General features: G+C 72.4%; 17 protein-coding genes and 1 pseudogene. 13 read left to right on the plus strand and 5 right to left on the minus strand.

Annotation, left to right across the window (positions count from 1 at the left end; translation table 11 throughout):
- Positions 1-45: 45 nt before the first annotated feature.
- Positions 46-933 (minus strand): hypothetical protein, encoded by an 888-nt coding sequence (locus BKK79_RS26600; RefSeq protein ID WP_071017222.1) that lies wholly within the window; start codon positions 931-933, stop codon positions 46-48.
- 402 nt (positions 934-1,335) lie between these two features.
- Between BKK79_RS26600 and BKK79_RS26605 the strand changes: the two genes are divergently transcribed.
- Entirely contained in the window at positions 1,336-2,343 is a 1,008-nt protein-coding gene (locus tag BKK79_RS26605) for a helix-turn-helix domain-containing protein (protein ID WP_071039271.1), read from the plus strand.
- A gap of 253 nt (positions 2,344-2,596) precedes the next feature.
- A complete protein-coding gene (locus tag BKK79_RS26610) occupies positions 2,597-3,421 on the plus strand; it encodes an alpha/beta fold hydrolase (RefSeq protein ID WP_071039272.1) in 825 nt (274 codons plus the stop codon).
- 19 nt (positions 3,422-3,440) lie between these two features.
- Here the strand turns inward: BKK79_RS26610 and BKK79_RS26615 are convergent, their stop codons facing one another.
- The gene (locus BKK79_RS26615) at positions 3,441-4,472 is read right to left on the minus strand and encodes a LysR family transcriptional regulator (RefSeq protein ID WP_084085186.1); all 1,032 of its coding nucleotides are present in this window, start codon (positions 4,470-4,472) and stop codon (positions 3,441-3,443) included.
- 258 nt (positions 4,473-4,730) lie between these two features.
- Between BKK79_RS26615 and BKK79_RS26620 the strand changes: the two genes are divergently transcribed.
- The 4 genes and pseudogenes from BKK79_RS26620 to BKK79_RS26635 form a co-directional block, all read left to right on the plus strand.
- Positions 4,731-5,678: a hydroxymethylglutaryl-CoA lyase gene (locus BKK79_RS26620; RefSeq protein WP_071039273.1), complete on the plus strand. Its 948-nt coding sequence runs from the start codon at positions 4,731-4,733 to the stop codon at positions 5,676-5,678.
- A gap of 119 nt (positions 5,679-5,797) precedes the next feature.
- Positions 5,798-6,895, plus strand: coding sequence for a CaiB/BaiF CoA transferase family protein (locus tag BKK79_RS26625; protein ID WP_071021900.1), 1,098 nt, complete (start codon positions 5,798-5,800; stop codon positions 6,893-6,895).
- Positions 6,896-6,976: 81 nt separating this feature from the next.
- Positions 6,977-7,999, plus strand: a complete 1,023-nt coding sequence (locus tag BKK79_RS26630; protein WP_071039274.1) for a tripartite tricarboxylate transporter substrate binding protein — start codon at positions 6,977-6,979, stop codon at positions 7,997-7,999.
- Positions 8,000-8,060: 61 nt separating this feature from the next.
- A pseudogene (locus BKK79_RS26635) lies at positions 8,061-8,204 on the plus strand (gamma carbonic anhydrase family protein); the annotation flags it as partial.
- 58 nt (positions 8,205-8,262) lie between these two features.
- Here the strand turns inward: BKK79_RS26635 and BKK79_RS26640 are convergent.
- Entirely contained in the window at positions 8,263-9,033 is a 771-nt protein-coding gene (locus BKK79_RS26640; RefSeq protein WP_071039276.1) for an SDR family NAD(P)-dependent oxidoreductase, read from the minus strand.
- A 203-nt stretch (positions 9,034-9,236) separates the two neighbouring features.
- Here BKK79_RS26640 and BKK79_RS26645 point away from each other — a divergent pair, with 203 nt between their 5' ends.
- Positions 9,237-10,577, plus strand: coding sequence for a citrate synthase family protein (locus tag BKK79_RS26645; protein ID WP_084085187.1), 1,341 nt, complete (start codon positions 9,237-9,239; stop codon positions 10,575-10,577).
- A 239-nt stretch (positions 10,578-10,816) separates the two neighbouring features.
- Here the strand turns inward: BKK79_RS26645 and BKK79_RS26650 are convergent, their stop codons facing one another.
- A complete protein-coding gene (locus tag BKK79_RS26650) occupies positions 10,817-11,839 on the minus strand; it encodes an AraC family transcriptional regulator (protein WP_232346452.1) in 1,023 nt (340 codons plus the stop codon).
- Between the two features lie 140 nt (positions 11,840-11,979).
- On the opposite strand from BKK79_RS26650, the gene BKK79_RS26655 reads away from it, so the two are divergent.
- The 6 genes from BKK79_RS26655 to BKK79_RS26680 all read left to right on the plus strand — a co-directional run bounded on the left by BKK79_RS26655 (position 11,980) and on the right by BKK79_RS26680 (position 17,415).
- Positions 11,980-13,581 (plus strand): long-chain-fatty-acid--CoA ligase, encoded by a 1,602-nt coding sequence (locus tag BKK79_RS26655; protein WP_071039278.1) that lies wholly within the window; start codon positions 11,980-11,982, stop codon positions 13,579-13,581.
- Between the two features lie 31 nt (positions 13,582-13,612).
- Positions 13,613-14,797: a lipid-transfer protein gene (locus BKK79_RS26660; protein ID WP_071039279.1), complete on the plus strand. Its 1,185-nt coding sequence runs from the start codon at positions 13,613-13,615 to the stop codon at positions 14,795-14,797.
- A gap of 2 nt (positions 14,798-14,799) precedes the next feature.
- Entirely contained in the window at positions 14,800-15,240 is a 441-nt protein-coding gene (locus BKK79_RS26665; protein ID WP_071017195.1) for a MaoC family dehydratase N-terminal domain-containing protein, read from the plus strand.
- A gap of 19 nt (positions 15,241-15,259) precedes the next feature.
- Positions 15,260-15,679, plus strand: a complete 420-nt coding sequence (locus BKK79_RS26670) for a MaoC family dehydratase (protein WP_071017193.1) — start codon at positions 15,260-15,262, stop codon at positions 15,677-15,679.
- A gap of 68 nt (positions 15,680-15,747) precedes the next feature.
- The gene (locus BKK79_RS26675; RefSeq protein ID WP_071039280.1) at positions 15,748-16,578 is read left to right on the plus strand and encodes an SDR family NAD(P)-dependent oxidoreductase; all 831 of its coding nucleotides are present in this window, start codon (positions 15,748-15,750) and stop codon (positions 16,576-16,578) included.
- A 48-nt stretch (positions 16,579-16,626) separates the two neighbouring features.
- Positions 16,627-17,415: an enoyl-CoA hydratase/isomerase family protein gene (locus tag BKK79_RS26680; protein WP_071039281.1), complete on the plus strand. Its 789-nt coding sequence runs from the start codon at positions 16,627-16,629 to the stop codon at positions 17,413-17,415.
- A 12-nt stretch (positions 17,416-17,427) separates the two neighbouring features.
- On the opposite strand, the gene BKK79_RS26685 is transcribed toward BKK79_RS26680, so the two are convergent.
- Entirely contained in the window at positions 17,428-18,633 is a 1,206-nt protein-coding gene (locus BKK79_RS26685; RefSeq protein ID WP_071039282.1) for an MFS transporter, read from the minus strand.
- Between the last annotated feature and the right edge of the window lie 163 nt (positions 18,634-18,796).

The following is an 18,796-nucleotide window of genomic DNA, read 5'->3' on the forward strand; positions in this document are numbered from 1 at the left end:
GACGCGGGCCGATGCGCACGCCGGAGGTGCCGTCCGGGTGGCCGCTCAGGCGGCTGCGCCGGCGTGCATCGGCACGGCGCCGGCTGCCTGCGGGAACAGCGGTCCCGCGGCGGGCGCGCCGGGCTGCTCCACCTCGTCCAGCAGCGGCGGGAAGTCCGTCGCGCGCAGCCACTGGGCCAGGAAGGTGCCCAGCGCTTCCAGCAACACGTCCGAACTCAGCCCCTGCACGCCGCCGAAGGAGGGCGCCACCACCAGCGTGGTGCCCTCGTGCTGGAAGATCTGCAGGCGGTGGGTGGTGTCGGCCGGCTGCAGCACGGCTTCGCTGCCCGCCACGTCCTGGAAGCCGAAGGCACGCAGGTAGTCGTGGCGATGGCGCTCGCCCAGGCACAGCAGCACGCGCGGGCGGTGGCGCTGGCGCAGTCCATGCAGGAAGCGGAAGCGTCCGCCTTCGCGGCACAGGCGCAGGAAGGCCGGCCGCGAGCGCAGCTCCGGCTGCTCGGCGAAGACCTTGGTCCACGGCAGGGCGGCATCGAGCCGCTCGGGCAGCGGAAACAGGTTCAGCTTGAATTCCCAGCCGCGCGGCGCATAGAGGTGGCGGTGGAAATAGTCGGGCGCCGACATCAGGCTGCGCCCGGGGGGCAGCGCCGCGGCACGCGCCGACGCCATCACCCGCGCGATGCGGTAGTGCGTCTGCCAGCGCGGCAGCAGGTGGGCATGGCGGCGGCGGTAGGCGGCATCCCACGCGTCCGGCTCGGGGCGGCCCTGCAAGGCCAGCGGCAATGGCATGCCGAGGAAGAGCGGCATGGCGTCGCAGATCCAGACCGCCGCCGCCGGATTGCCCCCTTCCATGCCGGCGAACGTCGAGAATGCGCGGTCCAGCGCTTCGCGATCCCACTCTTTGCGGCCCGGCGCCGCGCTCCTGTTGTGCTGCATGACTTCCCGCCCCCTGACGCTTGACCCTTGACCCTGGACCCGGGATCGCGCGCCGTAGGCCGGCGCGTCGTCCCGTCGTTGTTCCGCCGTTCTGCTGTTCTGGCTTGCGGAGGCCGCGCGCTCGTGGATGGCGCAGCTTGTCCTCCGCGTTCCCTGCCCGGCGCGCAGGCACCGGACCGGTGCACGCCTGGCTGGCTCTTGCCGCGGGCGCCGGAGTGAGGGAAGCATGGGGAAGCATGCAATCCCATCGCCGGAGGGCTTGACCATGCGTCTCAGTTTCTGTGGCGGCGCCGGGGGAAAAAATGCGTGGGCGCTCTTGACAGCGCCGCGCCGATGCCGCTACGGTCGTCCGGCTATCCCGGCCGACATATGCCCCCATCCCATCCGGCCGCGCCACGTTCCATGCCGAATCATCCGATCTGGCCAGGCCATCCCGCGCCGGACGCCGAGCGCGTCACCTTCAGCTACTTCGACGTCGCGGGCGAGCCGTTCCACCAGCAGCTGCTGGCATGGCGCGGCCGCGTCGGACACGTGATGGATGTGCTGCCGCTGCGCGACCAGCTCGCGCAGCCCTTCCGCGGCGCCATCGCGCGCTACGACGCCGGCGGCATCGCCTTCACCGACTGCGTGACGGATACGCTGCAGATCGAGCGCACCATCGCCCGCATCTCGCGCGACAGCGTGCGCAGCTTCGCCTTCCACATCTTCCTGTCGGGCGGCACCGGGATCCTGTCGGGGCGGCGCGCCAGGCGCACCGACGCCGCCGTGGCCGACGGCATCCTCGGGCTCGATATGGACCAGCCCGTGCGCATGATCCGCCACGCCTGCCGCGTCATCACCCTCTTCGTGTCCGGCCAGGTGCTGGAGGACCTGCTGGTCGACCCGGCCACCATCCATGGCCGGGCGATCGGCGCCGACGTGCCGATCGCCCGGCTCATCATCGAGCGGTGCGCGGCCCTGGCGGGCCGCATCCGGCACATGCTGGCGGCCGAGGCGGGCTTCCATCTGCGTGCCATCGTCCGCCTGCTGGCCGAGGCCTACGGCCGGCAGGCCGGATTGCTCGGCAACGCGCGCGCGGTGGAGCGCGCGCAGATGTACGGCCAGGTGCTGCGGCATATCCGGCACCACCTGCACGAGGCCGAACTGTCGCCGGACAGCGTGCTGGATGCGCTGGGCCTGGCGCGCCCCTCGGTCTACCGGCTGTTCCAGCACGAGGGCGGGCTGGCCCGCTACATCCAGCGGCTGCGCCTGCGCCTGGCCGCGCACGAGCTGGTGGCCTTCCCGCAGATACCGGTCAAGGACATCGCCTACGCCTGCGGCTTCAAGACCCCGTCGGACTTCTCGCGCGCGTTCCGCCGCGCCTACGAGATGACGCCGCAGGAGCTGCGCATGCCGGCCGCCCCGGTCTGACCCGGGTGCCTGGTACTGCGCTCGGCCCACGAAGGCGCGCAGTGATGGAAAATGTGCCCGGATGTGTCTTGATCGCCGTGATCGCGCCGCCCTTGCTTGCGCGAGGCCGGCCGACCCGCCGGCACCGGCCCTGGCCGTGCTGGCGGCGGCGCGTCTGCCGCTGCTGCCGACCGTGATCGTCGGCGTGGCCGCCGCAGGCGTGCTCCGGCATCTGCTCGGATACGGGACAACAAATAGGGATCACGAAAGCACCATGGATGCACCGCAACTCATCACCGAGGACCACTGGATCGACACCGCCCACGGACGCGTCTTCGCGCGCAGCTGGCAGGACGGGGATGCCGCCGCGGCCGGCCTGCCGCCCATCGTGCTGATGCACGACTCGCTCGGCTGCGTGCGCCTGTGGGGCACCTTCCCGGCCACGCTGGCGCGCCACAGCGGGCGCCGCGTGATCGCCTACGACCGGCCCGGTTTCGGCGAGTCCGACGCACGCGCCGACCGGCTCGGCCCGGACTTCGTACGGGCCGAGTCCACCGAGGTCTTCCCGCGCCTGCGCGCGCAGCTCGGCATCGGGCGCTTCGTCGTGATGGGGCACAGCGTCGGCGGCGGCATGGCGACCTATTGCGCTGCGGCGGCCGGCGATGACTGCGAAGCCCTGGTCACCGAAGCGGCCCAGGCCTTCGTCGAAGAGAAGACGCTGGCCGGCATCCGCGATGCCAAGGTCCAGTTCGCCCAGCCCGAGCAGTTCCAGCGCCTGGCGCGCTATCACGGCGGCAAGACGCAGTGGGTGCTGGATGCCTGGATCGGGACCTGGCTGGGACCGGCCTTCGCCGACTGGTCGCTGGCGGACACGCTGCCGTCGGTGCGCTGCCCGCTGCTGGCCATCCACGGCAGCGAAGACGAGTACGGCTCCGACGTGCATCCGGACATGTTCACGCGCCTGGCCGGCGGGCCGGCGCAGATGGAGCTGATGCCCGACACGCGCCACGTGCCCCATCGCGAACGCGAGCAGCAGGTGGCGCAGCGCATCGCGGCCTTCCTGGACGCCGTGCCCGGCATGCGGGCGGCGGCGCGCTGAGCGCAGCGCCGCGCGCCGGCTAGCGGGTGGGGCGCTGCCTGCCTTGGCGCGCCGTACGCGGCGGCCGCGCGCCGGAAGCGCCGGCTGCGTCGGCTGCGTCGGCTGCGTCGGCCGGCCCGATGCCGGCGGGCTCCCGCACCGGGTCCGGCGCTGCCGCCGCGCTGCGCTCGAGGAAGCCGACCAGCAGTTGCGCGGCGGGAGAGAGCAGAGCGACGTCGCGGAAGCAGATGGCGAAGCGGCGCCGTGCCCAGCCGTCGCGCAAGGGGATGATGCACAGCCCCAGCGCCGGCGCGACCTGCTGCGCGATTTCCGCCGGGAAGACGGCGATGCCCAGTCCGGCCCGCACGCAGCGCAGCGCGGCCTCGAAGGTGGACACCACGGCACGGTAGGCGATGCGCCGGCCGAGGATGGCGGCGTGCCGCTCCAGCATGGTCTGCACGGCCGTCTGCGCCGGCATGCCGACCTGGTCGAAGGCCAGCGTGTCCTCGAAGCGGCAGGCCTCCAGCCGTGCCAGCGGATGGGTGGCGGGCACCACCACGGCCAGGTGGTCGCTGCGGTAGGGCCGGGTCTGGAAGCCCTCCAGGTCGGCCGCATCCCAGCAGATGCCGAGCGGCGCCGAGCCTTCGCGCAGCGAGCGCACGATCTCCGTGCTGAGACTCTCCTCGATGGTGACGCCGATATCGCGGTGCTCCGGCTGGCGCAGGAAGGCGGCGATGTCGTCCGGCAGCGATTCCGCCAGTGACGAGGTGGTGGCGAGCAGCCGCACCTGGCCGCGCACGCCGGCGCCGTAGTCGGCCATGTCGCGCGCCACGCGGCCGGCGGCGGCCAGCATGGCGCGCGCGTGGGCCAGCACGATCTCGCCGGCGGGCGTCGGGATCACGCCGCGGCGGCGGCGTTCCAGCAGCGTGGCGCCCACCGTTTCCTCCAACTGTGCCAGCCGCTTGCTGATGGCCGAGGCCACGATGTGTTCCTGTTCGCCGGCGCGCGCCATATTGCGCGTCTCGCAGACGGCGACGAACAGGCGCAGGGTGGTGAGGTCGAGGTCTCGCATGGCGCAGGTGGGGAGTCCAGGGTTCCGGTCGGGAAGGCACGGGCCGGCAGCGGGCCGGGAGGATGCCGACCCGGCAACGTTACCGCCAGCCGAGGCCGCGGCGCAAGGCTTTCCATTTCGGAAAGTTATCGTGCGCAAATCATCGCTTCTCCAGGACAGCGGAAGGCCATAGAGTGAATCCCGTCGCTTCCCGCCGGGAAGCCCTCCCCACCGATTCCCGCTTCCCCGTTCCCCGATTCCCGTTCCCCGTTCCCCGCCATGACCTCTACCTACCCCCGCCGCGCCGTGATCCGCGAGGTCGGCCTGCGCGACGGCCTGCAGAGCCTGCAGGCGATCCTGCCGACCGCGCACAAGAAGACCTGGATCGCCGCCGCGTACGCCGCCGGCCAGCGCGAGATCGAGGTCGGCTCCTTCGTGCCGGCACGCCTGCTGCCGCAGCTCGCCGACACCGCCGAGCTGGTGGCCTTCGCGCGTACCCTGCCGGGCCTGTCGGTCTCGGTGCTGGTGCCGAACCTGCGCGGCGCGCAGGACGCCATCGCCAGCGGCGCCGACCTGATGGTGGTGCCGCTCTCCGCCAGCCACGCCCACAGCCTGGCCAACCTGCGCAAGACCCCGGACGAGGTGGTCGCGGAGGTGGCCCGCATGCGCGCGGCGCGCGACGCGGCCGGTGCGCGCACGCTGATCGAGGGCGGGGTCGGCACCGCCTTCGGCTGCACCATCCAGGGCGCGGTCGATGCCGGCGAAGTGCTGCGCCTGATGCAGGCGCTGCTCGATGCCGGCGCCGACCGCGTCAGCCTTGCCGACACCGTCGGCTATGCCGACCCCGCCATGGTCGGCGCGCTGTTCGAACGCGCCCTCGCCATCGCCGGCGAGCGCCTGTGGTGCGGCCACTTCCACGACACGCGCGGGCTCGGGCTGGCCAATGTGCTGGCGGCACTGCAATGCGGCGTGACACGTTTCGACGCCTGCCTGGCCGGCATCGGCGGCTGCCCGCACGCGCCCGGCGCGAGCGGCAACGTCGCCAGCGAGGACCTGGCCTACATGCTGGGCAGCATGGGCATCGACACCGGCCTCGACATCGGCCGCCTGCTGTCCCTGCGTGCCGAGGTGGCCGGGTGGCTGCAGGGCGAGACGCTGCATGGCACGCTGGCGCGCGCCGGCCTGCCCAGGACCTTTGCCGCGGCGCCCGCGCGCGCGGCGGCCTGAGGGGAGACGCAATGGCCATCGACGAGCACGAAGACACCCTGGCGGCCGCTCGCGCCGGCAGGCCCGATGAGGCCGGCGCGCTGCCGCTCGCCGGCCTCCGCGTGGTGGAGTTCTCCCATATGGTGATGGGCCCCACCTGCGGCATGATCCTGGCCGACCTCGGCGCCGAAGTGATCAAGGTCGAGCCGCCCGGCGGCGACAAGACGCGCCGGCTGCCCGGCCTGGGCATCGGTTTCTTCCGCGCCTTCAACCGCAACAAGAAGAGCGTGGTGCTGGACATCACCACCGCCGCCGGACAGGCTGCCGCGATCGAGCTCGCCGGCCAGTGCGACGTGCTGCTGGAAAACTTCCGCCCGGGCCTGATGCAGGAGTTCGGCCTCGGCTACGAGGCGCTGTCGGCCCGCTTTCCCCGCCTCGTCTACGCCTCGCACAAAGGCTTCCTGCCGGGGCCGTACGAGAAGCGGCTGGCGCTCGACGAAGTGGTGCAGATGATGGCGGGCCTGTCCTACATGACGGGCCCGCCGGGACGCCCGCTGCGTGCCGGCGCCTCGGTCAACGACATCATGGGCGGCATGTTCGGCGCCATCGGCGTGCTGGCCGCGCTGCGCGAGCGCGAGCGTACCGGCCGCGGGCAGGAGATCCAGAGCGCGCTGTTCGAGAACTGCGTGTTCCTGGCCGCCCAGCACATGCAGCAGTTCGCCATGACGGGCGAGATCCCGCCGCCGATGCCGGCGCGCGTCTCGGCCTGGAGCGTGTACGACGTCTTCACGCTGGCCGGCGGCGAGCAGCTCTTCATCGGCGCGGTCAGCGACAAGCAGTTCATCACCTTGTGCAAGGTGCTGGGCCACCCGGAGCTGGCCACGCGCCCCGAGTACGCCGACAACGCCGCGCGCGTGGCCGTGCGCCCGCAACTGCTGGAAGCGCTGGGCGCCATCCTGCGGCACCACCGCGCCGAAGACCTGGCCCCCCGGCTGGAAGCGGCCGGGGTGCCCTACGCGCCGATCATGCGCCCGGACCAGTTGCTGGACGACCCCCACCTGGTGGGCAGCGGCGGGCTGGTGCCGATGCCGATGGACGACGGCAGCGTCGCCCCCACGGTGCTGCTGCCGCTGCTGATGGGCGGGCGCCGCCCTGGCGTGCGCCGCCCCTTGCCGAAGGCCGGCGAACACAACGCCGAACTCTTTCCCGGGCGCGCCGAGGCGTGCGGCGGCAGCTGAGCGCGCGGCGCCCCGTCATCGAGCGCGCAGACAAGGCCACGACAGAGCCAGGACAAGACAAAACCCAGACCGGAGACAACCATGCACCAGCCCGACCCGCGTGCCCCCGCGCACGCCGACTCCCCCGCCCGGCCCGCCCGCCGCACCCTGCTGAAGCTGGCGGCGCTCGCCGCCGCCGCGGCCTGCCTGCCACCGGCGCCGGCCCTGGCCCAGGGCGGCAGGCCGCTCAGGCTGATCCTGCCGATCAGCGCCGGCTCGGGCGTGGACGTCATCGCGCGCGCCGCCGCCCCCGCGCTGGGCAAGGCACTCGGGCAGCCGGTGGTGATCGAGAACCTGCCGGGCGCGGGCGGCATCACCGGCGCGGCGGCGGTGGTCAAGGCGCAGCCGGACGGCAACACGCTCGGCCTGGTGTCGAACAACCACGTCATCAATCCGAGCGTGTACCGCGCGATGCCCTTCGATGCCGTCAAGGACGTCACCGCCATCAGCGTGATCGGCGCCACGCCGCTGGTGCTGGTGGTCAATCCCAAGGTGCCGGCGAAGAACGTCAAGGAACTGGTGGCGCTGCTCAAGGCGAAGCCCGATGCCTACAACCTGGCCTCGTCCGGCAATGGCACCATCCTCCACCTGGCCGGCGAGATGTTCCTGGGCGAGGCGGGCGTCAAGGCCCACCACGTGCCCTACAAGGGCACCGGGCCGATGATCACAGACCTGCTGGGCGGCCAGGTCGAGATGGGCGTGGTGGCGCTGAACGCGGTGCTGCCCTACCTGAAGGCCGGCACGCTGCGCGCCATCGGCCTGTGCGGCCACGCCCGCTCGCCGGCGGCTCCGGACCTGCCGACCATCGCCGAACAGGGTTTGCCGCGCTACGACGTCGAGGGCTGGTTCGCCGTGATCGGCCCGCCCGGGATGAAGCCGGCCGACATCCAGCGCATCCACGACGCCTTCGCCGCCGCCTTCACCAGCCCCGATGTCGCCGACGCCATGAAGCGGCTCGCCACCGTGGTCGAGCCCGGCACGCCGGCTGCCGCGGCGAGCTTCTTCCGCGCCGAGGCCGAGCGCTATGCGCGCCTGGTCAAGGCCAGCCACGTGGTCGTCGAATAAACGGGCCGCACGACCCGCCGCGCTTCCCACATCCCGCAGCCCGCAGCCCACACTACCCGACATGCCTCTCTACCGACTGGGCGGGCACGCGCCCGCCATCGCCGCCTCCGCCTACGTCGCCGCCGAGGCCACCGTGATCGGCCGCGCCGAACTGGCCGCGCAGGCCAGTGTCTGGCCCGGCGCGGTGATCCGCGCCGACAACGAAACCATGCGGGGAGAGGGAGCCAGGACCGCGTGCCTGGCCGGCGGTCCTGGCTTCTTGACTAGCGCCCCCGCTCGGCGCCGCCGTTGACCTGCACGATCTGCGCGGTGACGTGCGCCGCGCCGGGCGAGGCGAGCCAGCCGATGGTGGCGGCGATGTCCTGCGGCGTGCCGGCGCGCAGGGTCATGGCCTCGGCGGCCTTGCTGTCGCGCTGCGCCGGCGACAGGGCGCTGCCGAAGAACCCGGTGTCCTGCACATAGCCCGGAGCGATCACGTTGACCGTGATGCCGCGCGGGCCGAGGGCCTTGGCGAGGTCCTGGCTGTAGGGGTGCAGGGCGGCCTTCGCCGCGCCGTAGCAGCCTTGTCCCGAGCCGCGGTAGGCGGCGATCGAGCTGAGGAACAGGATGCGGCCGCCCGGCGCGCGCAGCTGGTCGGCGAGTGCCTCGGTCAGCAGCACGGCGGACAGGGTGTTGAGGCGGAAGTTGTCCGTCCAGCGGCGCGCCACGCCGGCCAGGCCATCGGCATAGGTCTCGGCGGGCACCTGGCGCAGCACATGCCCGCCCGCCGCGTTGACGATCACGTCGATGGCGTCGAAGCGCGCGCGCAGGACGTCGCGCACGCGTTCGACCTGGTCCGGCGCGGCCAGGTCGGCCTGCAGCGCGATCACCGGCGGTGCCTGGGGAAAGCGGCCGCCGATGGCCTGTGCGGCCTGTTCGAGCAGCGCGCCGCGTCGTCCGAGGATGACGACCTGGTCGCCCTGTTGCGCGAAATGTTCCGCTGCCGCGCGGCCGATGCCCGTGCCGCCGCCGCTGATGATCACCACTTGGGTCATCGACTTGCTCCGTTCGTTGCGTGCCTGAAGTACAGTGCTATGCCGCGCCGTCTGCGGCGCGCTGCTGCGTGCGCCTGCCGCGTCCGGCGTGCCGGCAACGATCGTCCGCGGCGCCCGCGGCGTCAAGCTTGATACTGCCGATCAACCTGTCCGTTCCCTTCCGTTCCCTTCTGTTCTCTTCCCTTCCCAGCCAAGGCCATCCCATGCCGACCTACCTGACTTCCGCCGAGGCCGCCGCGCGGCTCGGGGTCTCGCGCCAGTCGCTCTACGCCTACGTCAGCCGTGGCCTGCTGCGCGCGCGGGAAGCGGAGCGCGCGCGCGAGCGCCGCTATCTCGCCGCCGATGTGGAGCGCCTGGCGCAGCAGCGTGCGCGCGGCCGCAAGCCGGGGGAGGTCGCCAAGGCAACGCTCGACTGGGGGCTGCCCGTGCTCGAGTCCGGCATCACCCTGGTCGAGCACGGGCGCCTGTTCTATCGCGGCACCAGCGCCACCGAGCTGGCCGCCGCCGCCACGCTCGAAGACGTGGCGGCCCAGATGTGGCAGTGCGATGCCGCGGCTGCATTCGGCGCGCGCGCCCCGGCGCGCTCCCGCACGCTGGCGGGTCTGCAGCGGCACTACCGCGGCCAGCGCGCCGAGGCCAGCCTGCTGCCGCTGTTCGCGGTGGCCAGCGAGGACAGCGCCACCGCCGCGCAGCAGCCCTGCGCGGCGGACCTGGTGCGGGGGTGTGCCGACCTCCTGCGCCTGCTGGCCGCCTGCCTGCTGGGCACGCGGCCCGATGTGGCACCGCTCCATCTCCAGTGCGCACGGGCGTGGGGCGTGGACGCCGCCGGCGCGGAACTGATCCGCATGGCCCTGGTACTGTGCGCGGACCACGAACTCAATGCCTCGAGCTTCACGGCCCGCTGTATCGCCTCGACCGGCGCCAGCCTGCGCGCGGGCGTGATCGGCGGCCTCGCCGCGCTGAGCGGCGACCGCCATGGCGCCACCACCGCGCGCGGCGAGATCTTGTGGGATGAACTGGGTGTCGAGCGGGGCAGGAACGCGATCGAGCGCCGCATGCGCGAACGCCTGGCCCGGGGCGGCGACCTGCCGGGATTCGGCCATCACCTGTATCCCGATGGCGACGTGCGCGCAGCCGCGCTGCTGTCCCGCGTCCTGCCCAGGCACCGCCGCTGGCAGCAGCTGGCCGCCCTCGCCAGCGCGCTGACCGGCCAGCAGCCATCGATCGACTTCGCCCTGGTCGCCGTGCGCAGGCATCTGCGCCTGCCCGTCGGCGCCGCCTTCGGCCTGTTCGCGCTGGGGCGGGCCGTCGGCTGGATCGCCCATGGGCTGGAGCAGCGCACGCAGCCGGGCCTGATCCGGCCGCGCGCGGCCTATGTGGGGGTGCGGCCGGTGGGGGGCGGACTACCAGGCGGACTACCAGGCGGGCCGCAAGTCGGATCCGCCGCCGCGCCCGGGCGCGAGTACCGCGCCGGCAAGCGCGTCGCGCCCCGGGGCGAGCGGCTGGTGGCGGAGGCGATCGCCCCGTCGTCCGGCCGCCGGTGAGCGTTGCCGCCGAGTCAGCCGCGCTTGGTGCAGGGCGAATGCCCCCCGCGCAGGCGGGCGGTCGCTTCCCACTTTCACTCGCGGGAGAGGGGCCGGGGGGGGAGGGCGGGCGCCCGCAGCCGTGCCGCCTCTCCGCTTGCCAGCGCCGCCCGCAAGGCTCCGGCCTTGCAACGCTTCGCCCCCGCCTCGCCCGGCTGCTCGACGGACCGGGTTTCTCGACGAATGGAAGACTCGGGACACTAAGCGTCCGTCGTCCCGCCGCGCCGGCGATACGCCCCGGGCGCGCTGCCGGTCCAGCCCTTGAAGGCGCGCTGGAAGGCCGCGCTGTCGGTGAAGCCGAGTTCCTGCGCCAGTTCGGCCAGCGGCACTGCGCTGGTATTGAGGCGCTCGATCGCCAGGTCGCGCCGCAGCGCATCCTTCAATGACTGGAAGGACGCGCCTTCGAGCGCCAGCCGCCGCTGCAGCGTGGCGGTCGACATGTGCAGCGCGCCGGCGGTCTCGGCGAGGTCCGGCCAGGCCGGCCGCGCGCCCTGCAGATGCGTGCGCACGCGTGCGCTGACGAGGTCGTTGCCGCTGCGCGGCACGATGATGTTGGCCTGCGCATGGGCCAGGAAGTGGCGCAGCGCGGCCTCGTCGCGCCGTATCGGAGCCTGCAGCCATGCCGCGTCGAACCAGAAGGTGGTCAGCTCGCGGCCGAACTCCAGGTCGGAGGGAAAGATCTTGCCGTAGCTGGCCGCGTGCGGCGGATTGTCGAAGGCGAAATCGAAGCGCGCGATCGGCAGGCGGCCGCCCGCCAGCCAGGCCAGCAGGCGCCAGAATACGCGCACCAGCATCTCGTGGAGGAACACCGGACGGCCCGTGGCCGCTTCGTGGAAGCGCAGCGCGAGTCCGGCGAGGGCGCCGTCGCGCCGGTGTTCCAGCGTGACATCGTCCTGCAGCAGGGAAAAGGTGCGGGCCACGCGCCGGATGGCGGTGTCGAGGTCGCGCGCGTTCAGCGCGGCGCGCGCGACCAGCGCGAAGCTGCCCGGCTTCAGCGGGCGCGCGAGAAAGCCCAGGCACTCGTCCTCGCGCTGCTCGATCAGCACGCGGAACAGCGCCACGTACTGCGTGGCCGTCACGCGGGCGGCCGGGTGCGTCAGCGGCGCGCGCGCGATGCCGGCATCGTGGAGAAAGCCGTCGATGGGTTCGCCGCGCGCCTGCACGCCGGCGAGCATGCCGTGCACCAGGGCGACGGGCACGGTCACGGGGGCTTTGGACGTCACGGGCGGCGGTGCCATGGATTGAGGTGTTCTGCCATCGGAACGATGCGGTTTGCAATGGCCGGCTCGGGCCAGCGTTTCTAACATGGGTGGCATCGATAACGCAATCGACCCGCAATCATGCGGGCGGGACGGAGACCAGCATGTACCTGACCCAAGGGCTGCATCGTGCGGTGCAGCAGAAACCTGACCACATCGCGGTGCGCTGCGGCCGGCGCCAGCGCACCTTCCGCCAGCTGGCGGAACGCGTGGCGCGCCTGGCCGGCGCGCTGCAGGCCCTCGGCATGCGCGAGGGCGACCGCGTGGCCATGCTGGCGCTGAACTCCGACCGCTACGTGGAGTACCAGATGGCCGTGCCCTGGGGCGGCGGGGTGATGAACCCGTGCAATACGCGCTGGTCCGCCGCGGAGATCCTCTATGCCCTGAACGACTCGGGCTCGACCATCCTGCTGGTGGACGAGAACTTCCGCGCGCTGGTCGAGCAGGTGCGCGGCGAGGCCACCACCTTGCGCGAAGTGATCTACTGCGATGACGGCGGCGATGGTGACGGCGGCAGTCACGGCGCGCCCGGCACGCGCGCCGTGCCGCCCGGCATGCACGGCTACGAGGCCCTGCTGGCCGCCACCGCCCCGGTGCCCGATGCCATGCGGCGCGGCGAGGACCTGGCGGGCATCTTCTACACCGGCGGCACCACCGGTTTTCCGAAGGGGGTCATGCTCAGCCACGCCAACCTGTGCAGCTCCGGCCTGGCGCTGCACGCCGAGGGCCTGGCGACGCGCGGCGGCACCTATCTGCATGCCGCGCCGATGTTCCACCTGGCCGACATGGGCCTGGCCATGCCGCACTGGATCGAGGGCAATACCCATGCGGTGGTTCCCGCCTTCTCCGTCGAAGGGGTGCTGGAGACGCTGGAGCGCGACCGCGTCACGCACGTGCTGCTGGTGCCGACCATGATCCAGATGCTGGTCGACCATCCGGCCATGCGCCAGCCGCGCGACCTGCGCGCGCTGCGCACCATCGCTTATGGCGCCTCGCCGATCGCGGAAGCGGTGCTGGAACGCGCGATGGCGGCCCTGCCCGGCGTGGAGTTCGTGCAGGCCTACGGCATGACCGAGCTGTCGCCGCTGGCGACCATCCTGCCGCCGCTTTACCACAGCGCACAAGGCCGCGGCCTCGGCAAGCTGCGCTCCGCCGGACGCGCCAGTTATTGCACCGAGGTGCGCATCGTCGACCCGCTGGGGCGGGAAGCGCCGCGCGGCTGCGTGGGCGAGGTCGTCGCGCGCGGACCGAACGTGATGCAGGGCTACTGGAACAAGCCGGAACAGAGCGCGGAGGCGCTGCGCGATGGCTGGATGCATACCGGCGACGGCGGCTACATGGACGAAGACGGCTTCATCTTCATCGTCGACCGCATGAAGGACATGATCATCAGCGGCGGCGAGAACGTCTATTCGGCCGAGGTCGAGAACGCGCTGGCCCAGCATGGCGCGGTGGCGTCCTGCGCCGTGATCGGCATCCCCAGCGCGGAATGGGGCGAGGCCGTGCATGCCGTGGTGGTGCGCAGGCCCGGCGCCGACGTTGCGGCCGAGGCGCTGATCGCCCACTGCAAGACGCTGATCGCCGGCTACAAATGTCCGCGCAGCGTCCAGTTCCGCGATGCCATGCCCCTCTCGGGGGCCGGCAAGATCCTCAAGACCGAGCTGCGCAAGCCCTATTGGGAAGCGCTGGCGCGCCAGGTCGGTTAGTCCTCCCACGAACCATCCACCAGGAGCCACCATGGCTGCATCCGCGATCGTCGCCGGCGTCGGCATGATTCCCTTCTCCAAGCCGGGGGCGAGCGAAGCCTATCCGGTGATGGCCGCCCGTGCCATCCGTGCCGCGCTGGCCAACGCGGGCCTCGCCTACGACAAGGTACAGCAGGCCTACGCCGGCTATGTCTACGGCGACTCCACCGCCGGCCAGCGCGGGCTCTACGAGGTCGGCATGACGGGCATCCCCGTGATCAACGTCAACAACAACTGCTCGACCGGCTCGACCGCGCTGTACCTGGCGCGCCAGGCGGTGGCGAGCGGCGCCGTCGACTGCGCGCTGGCCTTCGGCTTCGAGCAGATGACGCCGGGCGCGCTGGGCTCGGTGTTCGAGGACCGGCCCAGCCCCTTCGAACGCTTCGACGCCGTGACCGAGGAGCTGGTCGACGTGCCCGGGGTGCCCTTCGCGCTGCGTTACTTCGGCGGCGCCGGGCTGGCGCACATGGAGGAATTCGGCACGCGCCTGGAAACGTTCGCGCGGATCCGCGCCAAGGCCAGCCGCCACGCCGCCAACAATCCGCTGGCGCTGTTCCGCACCGTGGTCACGGCGGAGGAGGTGATGGCCTCGCCGATGATCTGGCCCGGTGTCATGACCCGGCTGATGGCCTGCCCGCCGACCTGCGGTGCGGCGGCCGCGCTGCTGGTGTCGGAGGCCTTCGCCAGGCGCCACGGCCTCGACACCACGGTGCGCATCCGCGCCCAGGCGATGACCACCGACACGCCCGTGGCCTTCGACGCGCGCGATATGCGCGAGGTGGTGGGCTTCAGCATGACGCGCGAAGCCGCCAGGCAGGTGTACGAGGCCGCCGGCGTCGGGCCGGAAGACATCCGCGTGGCGGAGCTGCACGATTGCTTCGCCCACAACGAGCTGATCACCTACGAGGCGCTCGGGCTGTGCCCCGTGGGCGGCGCCGAGAAGTTCGTCGACGATGGCGACAACACCTACGGCGGGCAGGTCGTCACCAATCCCTCGGGCGGCTTGCTGTCGAAGGGCCATCCGCTCGGCGCGACCGGGCTGGCGCAGTGCACCGAGCTGGTCGAGCAATTGCGCGGGCAGGCCGGCGCGCGCCAGGTCGAGGGCGCCCGGCTGGCCTTGCAGCACAACCTGGGGCTGGGCGGCGCCTGTGTCGTCACGCTGTACGAAAGGAGCTGACCATGATCGACAAGCAATGGATCGGCCATGAACTCGGCGCCTCGGTGCTGACGGTCGAGCGGGGCCGCGTGCGCTTCTTCGCCAAGGCGATCGGCGAGACCGATCCCATCTACAGCGACGAGGCGGCCGCGCGCGCCGCCGGCTATGCCGACCTGCCCGCGCCGCCGACCTTCCTGTTCGCGGCCGAGCTGGACTCGGGTGCCATGTTCGGCATGCTGGACCGGCTTGGCGTGCCGCACGCCAAGGTCCTGCATGCGGAGCAGGGCTTCGAGTACCTGGCTCCGGTGGTGGCCGGCGATACCGTGACGGTGCGTTCGCGCATCCAGGACATCTATGAGAAGAAAGGCGGCGCGCTGGAGTTCATCGAAGTCGCGTCCGACGTCGTCAACCAGCGCGGCGAAGCGGTGGCGCGCCTGCGCTCGCTCACCGTCGTGCGCCACTGAGCGGCGCGGAGGAATCCCCATGGCAAGCCCTGAATTCGCTTCGGTCCAGGTCGGCGACGCGCTGCCGCCCCTGCACCTGCCGGCGGTGGACCGCCGCATGCTGGCCCTGTTCGCCGGCGCCTCCGGCGATCACCACCCGATCCACATCGACCTCGACTACGCGCGCCGGGCCGGCATGCCGGACGTGTTCGCGCACGGCATGCTGGGCATGGCCTGGCTGGGCCGCCTGCTGACCGCCTGGGCGCCGCAGGCACGGCTGCGCCGCTTCGACGCGCGCTTCCAGGGCATCACCCATCTCGGCAATGCGGTGCAATGCAGCGGCCGGGTGCTGGAGAAGCTCGAACGCGGCGGCGAGCGCTGCGTGCGCGTCGAGGTGCGCAGCACCAACCAGTTCGGGCAGGTCAAGATCGCCGGCGAAGCGCTGGTGGCGCTGCCCTGACCGGCGCGGGCGAGCCGATCGCACAGAGACCGCACAGATCACACAGACATAGCAAAGGAGACGCCATCATGACCCGCAGACTCGAAGGCAAGGTTGCCCTCGTCACCGGCTCCGGCCGCGGCATCGGCCGCGCCATCGCGCTCAAGCTGGCCGGCGAAGGCGCACGCCTGGTCATCAACGACCTCGACGCCGCCCCCGCCGAGGACACCGTGCAGGCCATCCGCGCCGCCGGCGGCGAGGCGGTGGCCTGCCTCGGCAGCGTCACCGCGCCGGATTTCGCCGAGCGCTTCGTCGGCACCGCGATGGCCGAATACCAGGGCCTGGACATCCTCGTCAACAATGCCGGCTATACCTGGGACAACGTGATCCAGAAGATGACGGACGAGCAGTGGCATGCCATGCTCGACTGCCACCTGACCGCGCCGTTCCGCATCCTGCGCGCCGCCCAGCCGGTGATCCGCGGCCTGTCGAGGGCCGAGGCGGAGGCCGGCCGGCGCGTGGTGCGCAAGGTCGTCAACATCTCGTCGGTGGCCGGGCTGTTCGGCAATGCCGGCCAGGCCAACTACTCCGCCGCCAAGGCCGGCATCGTCGGCATGACGCAGACGCTGGCCAAGGAGTGGGGACGCATGCAGGTCACCGTCAATTGCGTCGCCTTCGGCCTGATCCAGACCCGGCTGACCGGCAGCGCGGCGCAGGACTCGACCGCCCGCATCGAGGGTCGCGACATCAAGGTCGGCGTGAACCCGGACCTGCTGGCGGCCATGGAGCGGGGCATCCCGCTCGGCCGCGGCGGCACACCGGAGGAGGCCGCCGGAGCGGTCTACCTGCTGTGCATCCCGGAGTCGGATTACGTCAGCGGGCAGACGCTGGTGTGCAGCGGCGGCCTGACCGGCATCTGAGCCGCGGGCAAGGACCAAGGGGACCAACGGGAGGAGAAGGAGGAAACGATGGAACAGGAAGAGGGGATCGCCTGGGGCGTGGACGGGCCGGTCGGGCGCATCGTGCTGAAGCGGCCGGAGCGCGCCAATGCCATCTCGCGCGGCGCCAGCCGGGCGCTGGTGCGCGCCATCGACGCGGTGCTGGCGGCGCGGCCGCGCGTGGTGCTGCTGGCGGCCGAGGGGCGCATCTTCTGCGCGGGCGGCGACATCGACGAGTTCGCCGCGGCGGGCGACGGCCTGGCAGGCCTGGTCGACGACATCCTGGCGCCGCTGCACCCGGCGCTGCACCGCCTGGCGACGGCGCCGCTGCCGGTGGTCGCGGCGCTGAACGGCCCGATCGGCGGCGCCGGCATCGGGCTGGCGCTGTGCGCGGACTTCGTGCTGGCGGCGCAGTCGATGAAACTGCGCACCGGCTATGCCGCCATCGGCCTGTCGCCCGACCTCGGCGCGTCCTGGTTCCTGGCGCGCCGCATCGGCGCGGTACGGGCCCAGCAATGGCTGATGCTGAGCGAGGCGATCGACGCGCAAGGCTGCCTGGCGCACGGTGTGGTCGACGCGCTCTACGCGGACGCGGCACTGCCCCGGGCGGCGGAAGATCTGGCGGTGCGGCTGGCGCAGGCGGCGCCGGGCTCGCTGGCCGCCATCAAGACCTTGTGCGGCGGATTGCCCGGGCGCAGCCTGCAGGCCCACCTGGACCTGGAGCATGCCCTGCTGCGCGAACGGGCCGGCAGCGCCGATGCGCGCGAAGGGGTGCAGGCCTTCGTGGCACGGCGGCCGCCGCGTTTCACCGGCGGCTGACGCAGCCCGCCCTCAGCGCTGCAGCCCCTTCTGCACCTGCCACGACAGCGGCAAGGTGAGCAGCAGCATCACCGCCAGCGTGACCACGGCGGCGGTCATGCCGGCCACGTCGCCGAGGCGGCCGAACAGCACCGGCGACAGCGCGCCGCCGCCGATGGTGCCGGTGTAGAACAGCGCGAAGGCGTGGTCGCGCCTGCCGGCGCCGGCCAGTTCCGGCACCGCGCCGTACAGCACCGAGGAGGTGCCGTTCAGGGCCAGCCCGAGCAGCGGCAGCATCGCCATCATGGCGGGCAGCGGCAGCCACACCGCCGCCAGGATCAGCAGCGAGGTGCCGGACTCGGTGATCCAGACCGTCTTCATCATGCCGATGCGCGCGCCCAGGTAGCCGCAGAACAGCTTGCCGAAGGCGCCGCCGACGAACAGCAGCGACAGCGCGAGGCCGATGCCGGCGGTACCCGCGCCCTTGCCCTTGAGCAGGAAGGGCAGGAAGGTGAGGAAGCCCATGCGTACCGCGCTGTCCAGCGTGCCGGTCAGCAGCAGCGCGCGCAGGCCGCTCGCCGAGCCCTCGCCCGCGGTGGCCTTGGCGGCCTTGCCCGGGCCGACGGCGCCGGCGCGCGCCGGGATCAGCCACCACAGCAGCGCGGCGGCGGCCAGGCCCAGCAGGCCCATCAGGGTCACGCTGGCGCGCCAGCTCGCCACCGCCAGCAGCAGGCCCACCGCGCCGGGGATCAGGGTCTTGCCGATGTCGCCGGCGAAGTTGTACTGCGACAGCGCCTCCTTCACGCCGCCGCCCGCCTCATGCGCCTCGGTCACCAGCGACGACGCCAGCGGATGCTGGGTGCTGGCGCCCAGCCCGCCCAGCAGCAGCGCGCCCAGCAGCACCGCCACGCCGCCGGCCTGCCCGGCCACGAGATAGGCCAGGCCGGCCAGCGCCGTGCCGCCCACCAGCAGGCGTTCGCGGCCCCAGCGCCGCGCCGCGCGGCTGGCCAGCAACTGGAAGCCGGCCATCATGCCGGAGTACGAGCCGCGCAGCAGTCCGACCAGCGCGTAGCTGATGCCGAACTGCGACTGCCAGATCGGCAGCAGCACGTAGATGAGGTCGGTCAGGCCGTCATGGACAGCGTGGGCGGTGCAGGCGGCGACCAGCGCGCGGCGGCGCGCCGAGGCTGCGGGAAGGCCGGAATCGCCGGAGAAGGTGGCGCTGCGCGGATCGCTCATGGCGGCACGGGGCGGTGATCGGGAGGCGCCCATTTAAGCATCGGCACGTGCCGCAGGGAAGATGGATCAATGCGCGGATTGGTCTAGACGTCTGCAGGGTATCTTCGCGCGGCGCACACCCCGCACGGGGAGGTACGCCAGCAGTGTGGGCGCGCGCCCAGCT

This window comes from Cupriavidus sp. USMAA2-4 (genome assembly GCF_001854305.1).
Classification (GTDB): domain Bacteria; phylum Pseudomonadota; class Gammaproteobacteria; order Burkholderiales; family Burkholderiaceae; genus Cupriavidus; species Cupriavidus malaysiensis.

Excerpts from the sequence above, each read along its gene's own strand:
- BKK79_RS26600 (WP_071017222.1), bottom strand. The coding sequence starts at position 933 with ATGCAGCACAACAGGAGCGCGGCGCCGGGCCGCAAAGAGTGGGATCGC.
- BKK79_RS26605 (WP_071039271.1), top strand. The coding sequence starts at position 1,336 with ATGCCGAATCATCCGATCTGGCCAGGCCATCCCGCGCCGGACGCCGAG.
- BKK79_RS26610 (WP_071039272.1), top strand. The coding sequence starts at position 2,597 with ATGGATGCACCGCAACTCATCACCGAGGACCACTGGATCGACACCGCC.
- BKK79_RS26615 (WP_084085186.1), bottom strand. The coding sequence starts at position 4,472 with ATGCGAGACCTCGACCTCACCACCCTGCGCCTGTTCGTCGCCGTCTGC.
- BKK79_RS26620 (WP_071039273.1), top strand. The coding sequence starts at position 4,731 with ATGACCTCTACCTACCCCCGCCGCGCCGTGATCCGCGAGGTCGGCCTG.
- BKK79_RS26625 (WP_071021900.1), top strand. The coding sequence starts at position 5,798 with ATGGTGATGGGCCCCACCTGCGGCATGATCCTGGCCGACCTCGGCGCC.
- BKK79_RS26630 (WP_071039274.1), top strand. The coding sequence starts at position 6,977 with ATGCACCAGCCCGACCCGCGTGCCCCCGCGCACGCCGACTCCCCCGCC.
- BKK79_RS26640 (WP_071039276.1), bottom strand. The coding sequence starts at position 9,033 with ATGACCCAAGTGGTGATCATCAGCGGCGGCGGCACGGGCATCGGCCGC.
- BKK79_RS26645 (WP_084085187.1), top strand. The coding sequence starts at position 9,237 with ATGCCGACCTACCTGACTTCCGCCGAGGCCGCCGCGCGGCTCGGGGTC.
- BKK79_RS26655 (WP_071039278.1), top strand. The coding sequence starts at position 11,980 with ATGTACCTGACCCAAGGGCTGCATCGTGCGGTGCAGCAGAAACCTGAC.
- BKK79_RS26660 (WP_071039279.1), top strand. The coding sequence starts at position 13,613 with ATGGCTGCATCCGCGATCGTCGCCGGCGTCGGCATGATTCCCTTCTCC.
- BKK79_RS26665 (WP_071017195.1), top strand. The coding sequence starts at position 14,800 with ATGATCGACAAGCAATGGATCGGCCATGAACTCGGCGCCTCGGTGCTG.
- BKK79_RS26670 (WP_071017193.1), top strand. The coding sequence starts at position 15,260 with ATGGCAAGCCCTGAATTCGCTTCGGTCCAGGTCGGCGACGCGCTGCCG.
- BKK79_RS26675 (WP_071039280.1), top strand. The coding sequence starts at position 15,748 with ATGACCCGCAGACTCGAAGGCAAGGTTGCCCTCGTCACCGGCTCCGGC.
- BKK79_RS26680 (WP_071039281.1), top strand. The coding sequence starts at position 16,627 with ATGGAACAGGAAGAGGGGATCGCCTGGGGCGTGGACGGGCCGGTCGGG.
- BKK79_RS26685 (WP_071039282.1), bottom strand. The coding sequence starts at position 18,633 with ATGAGCGATCCGCGCAGCGCCACCTTCTCCGGCGATTCCGGCCTTCCC.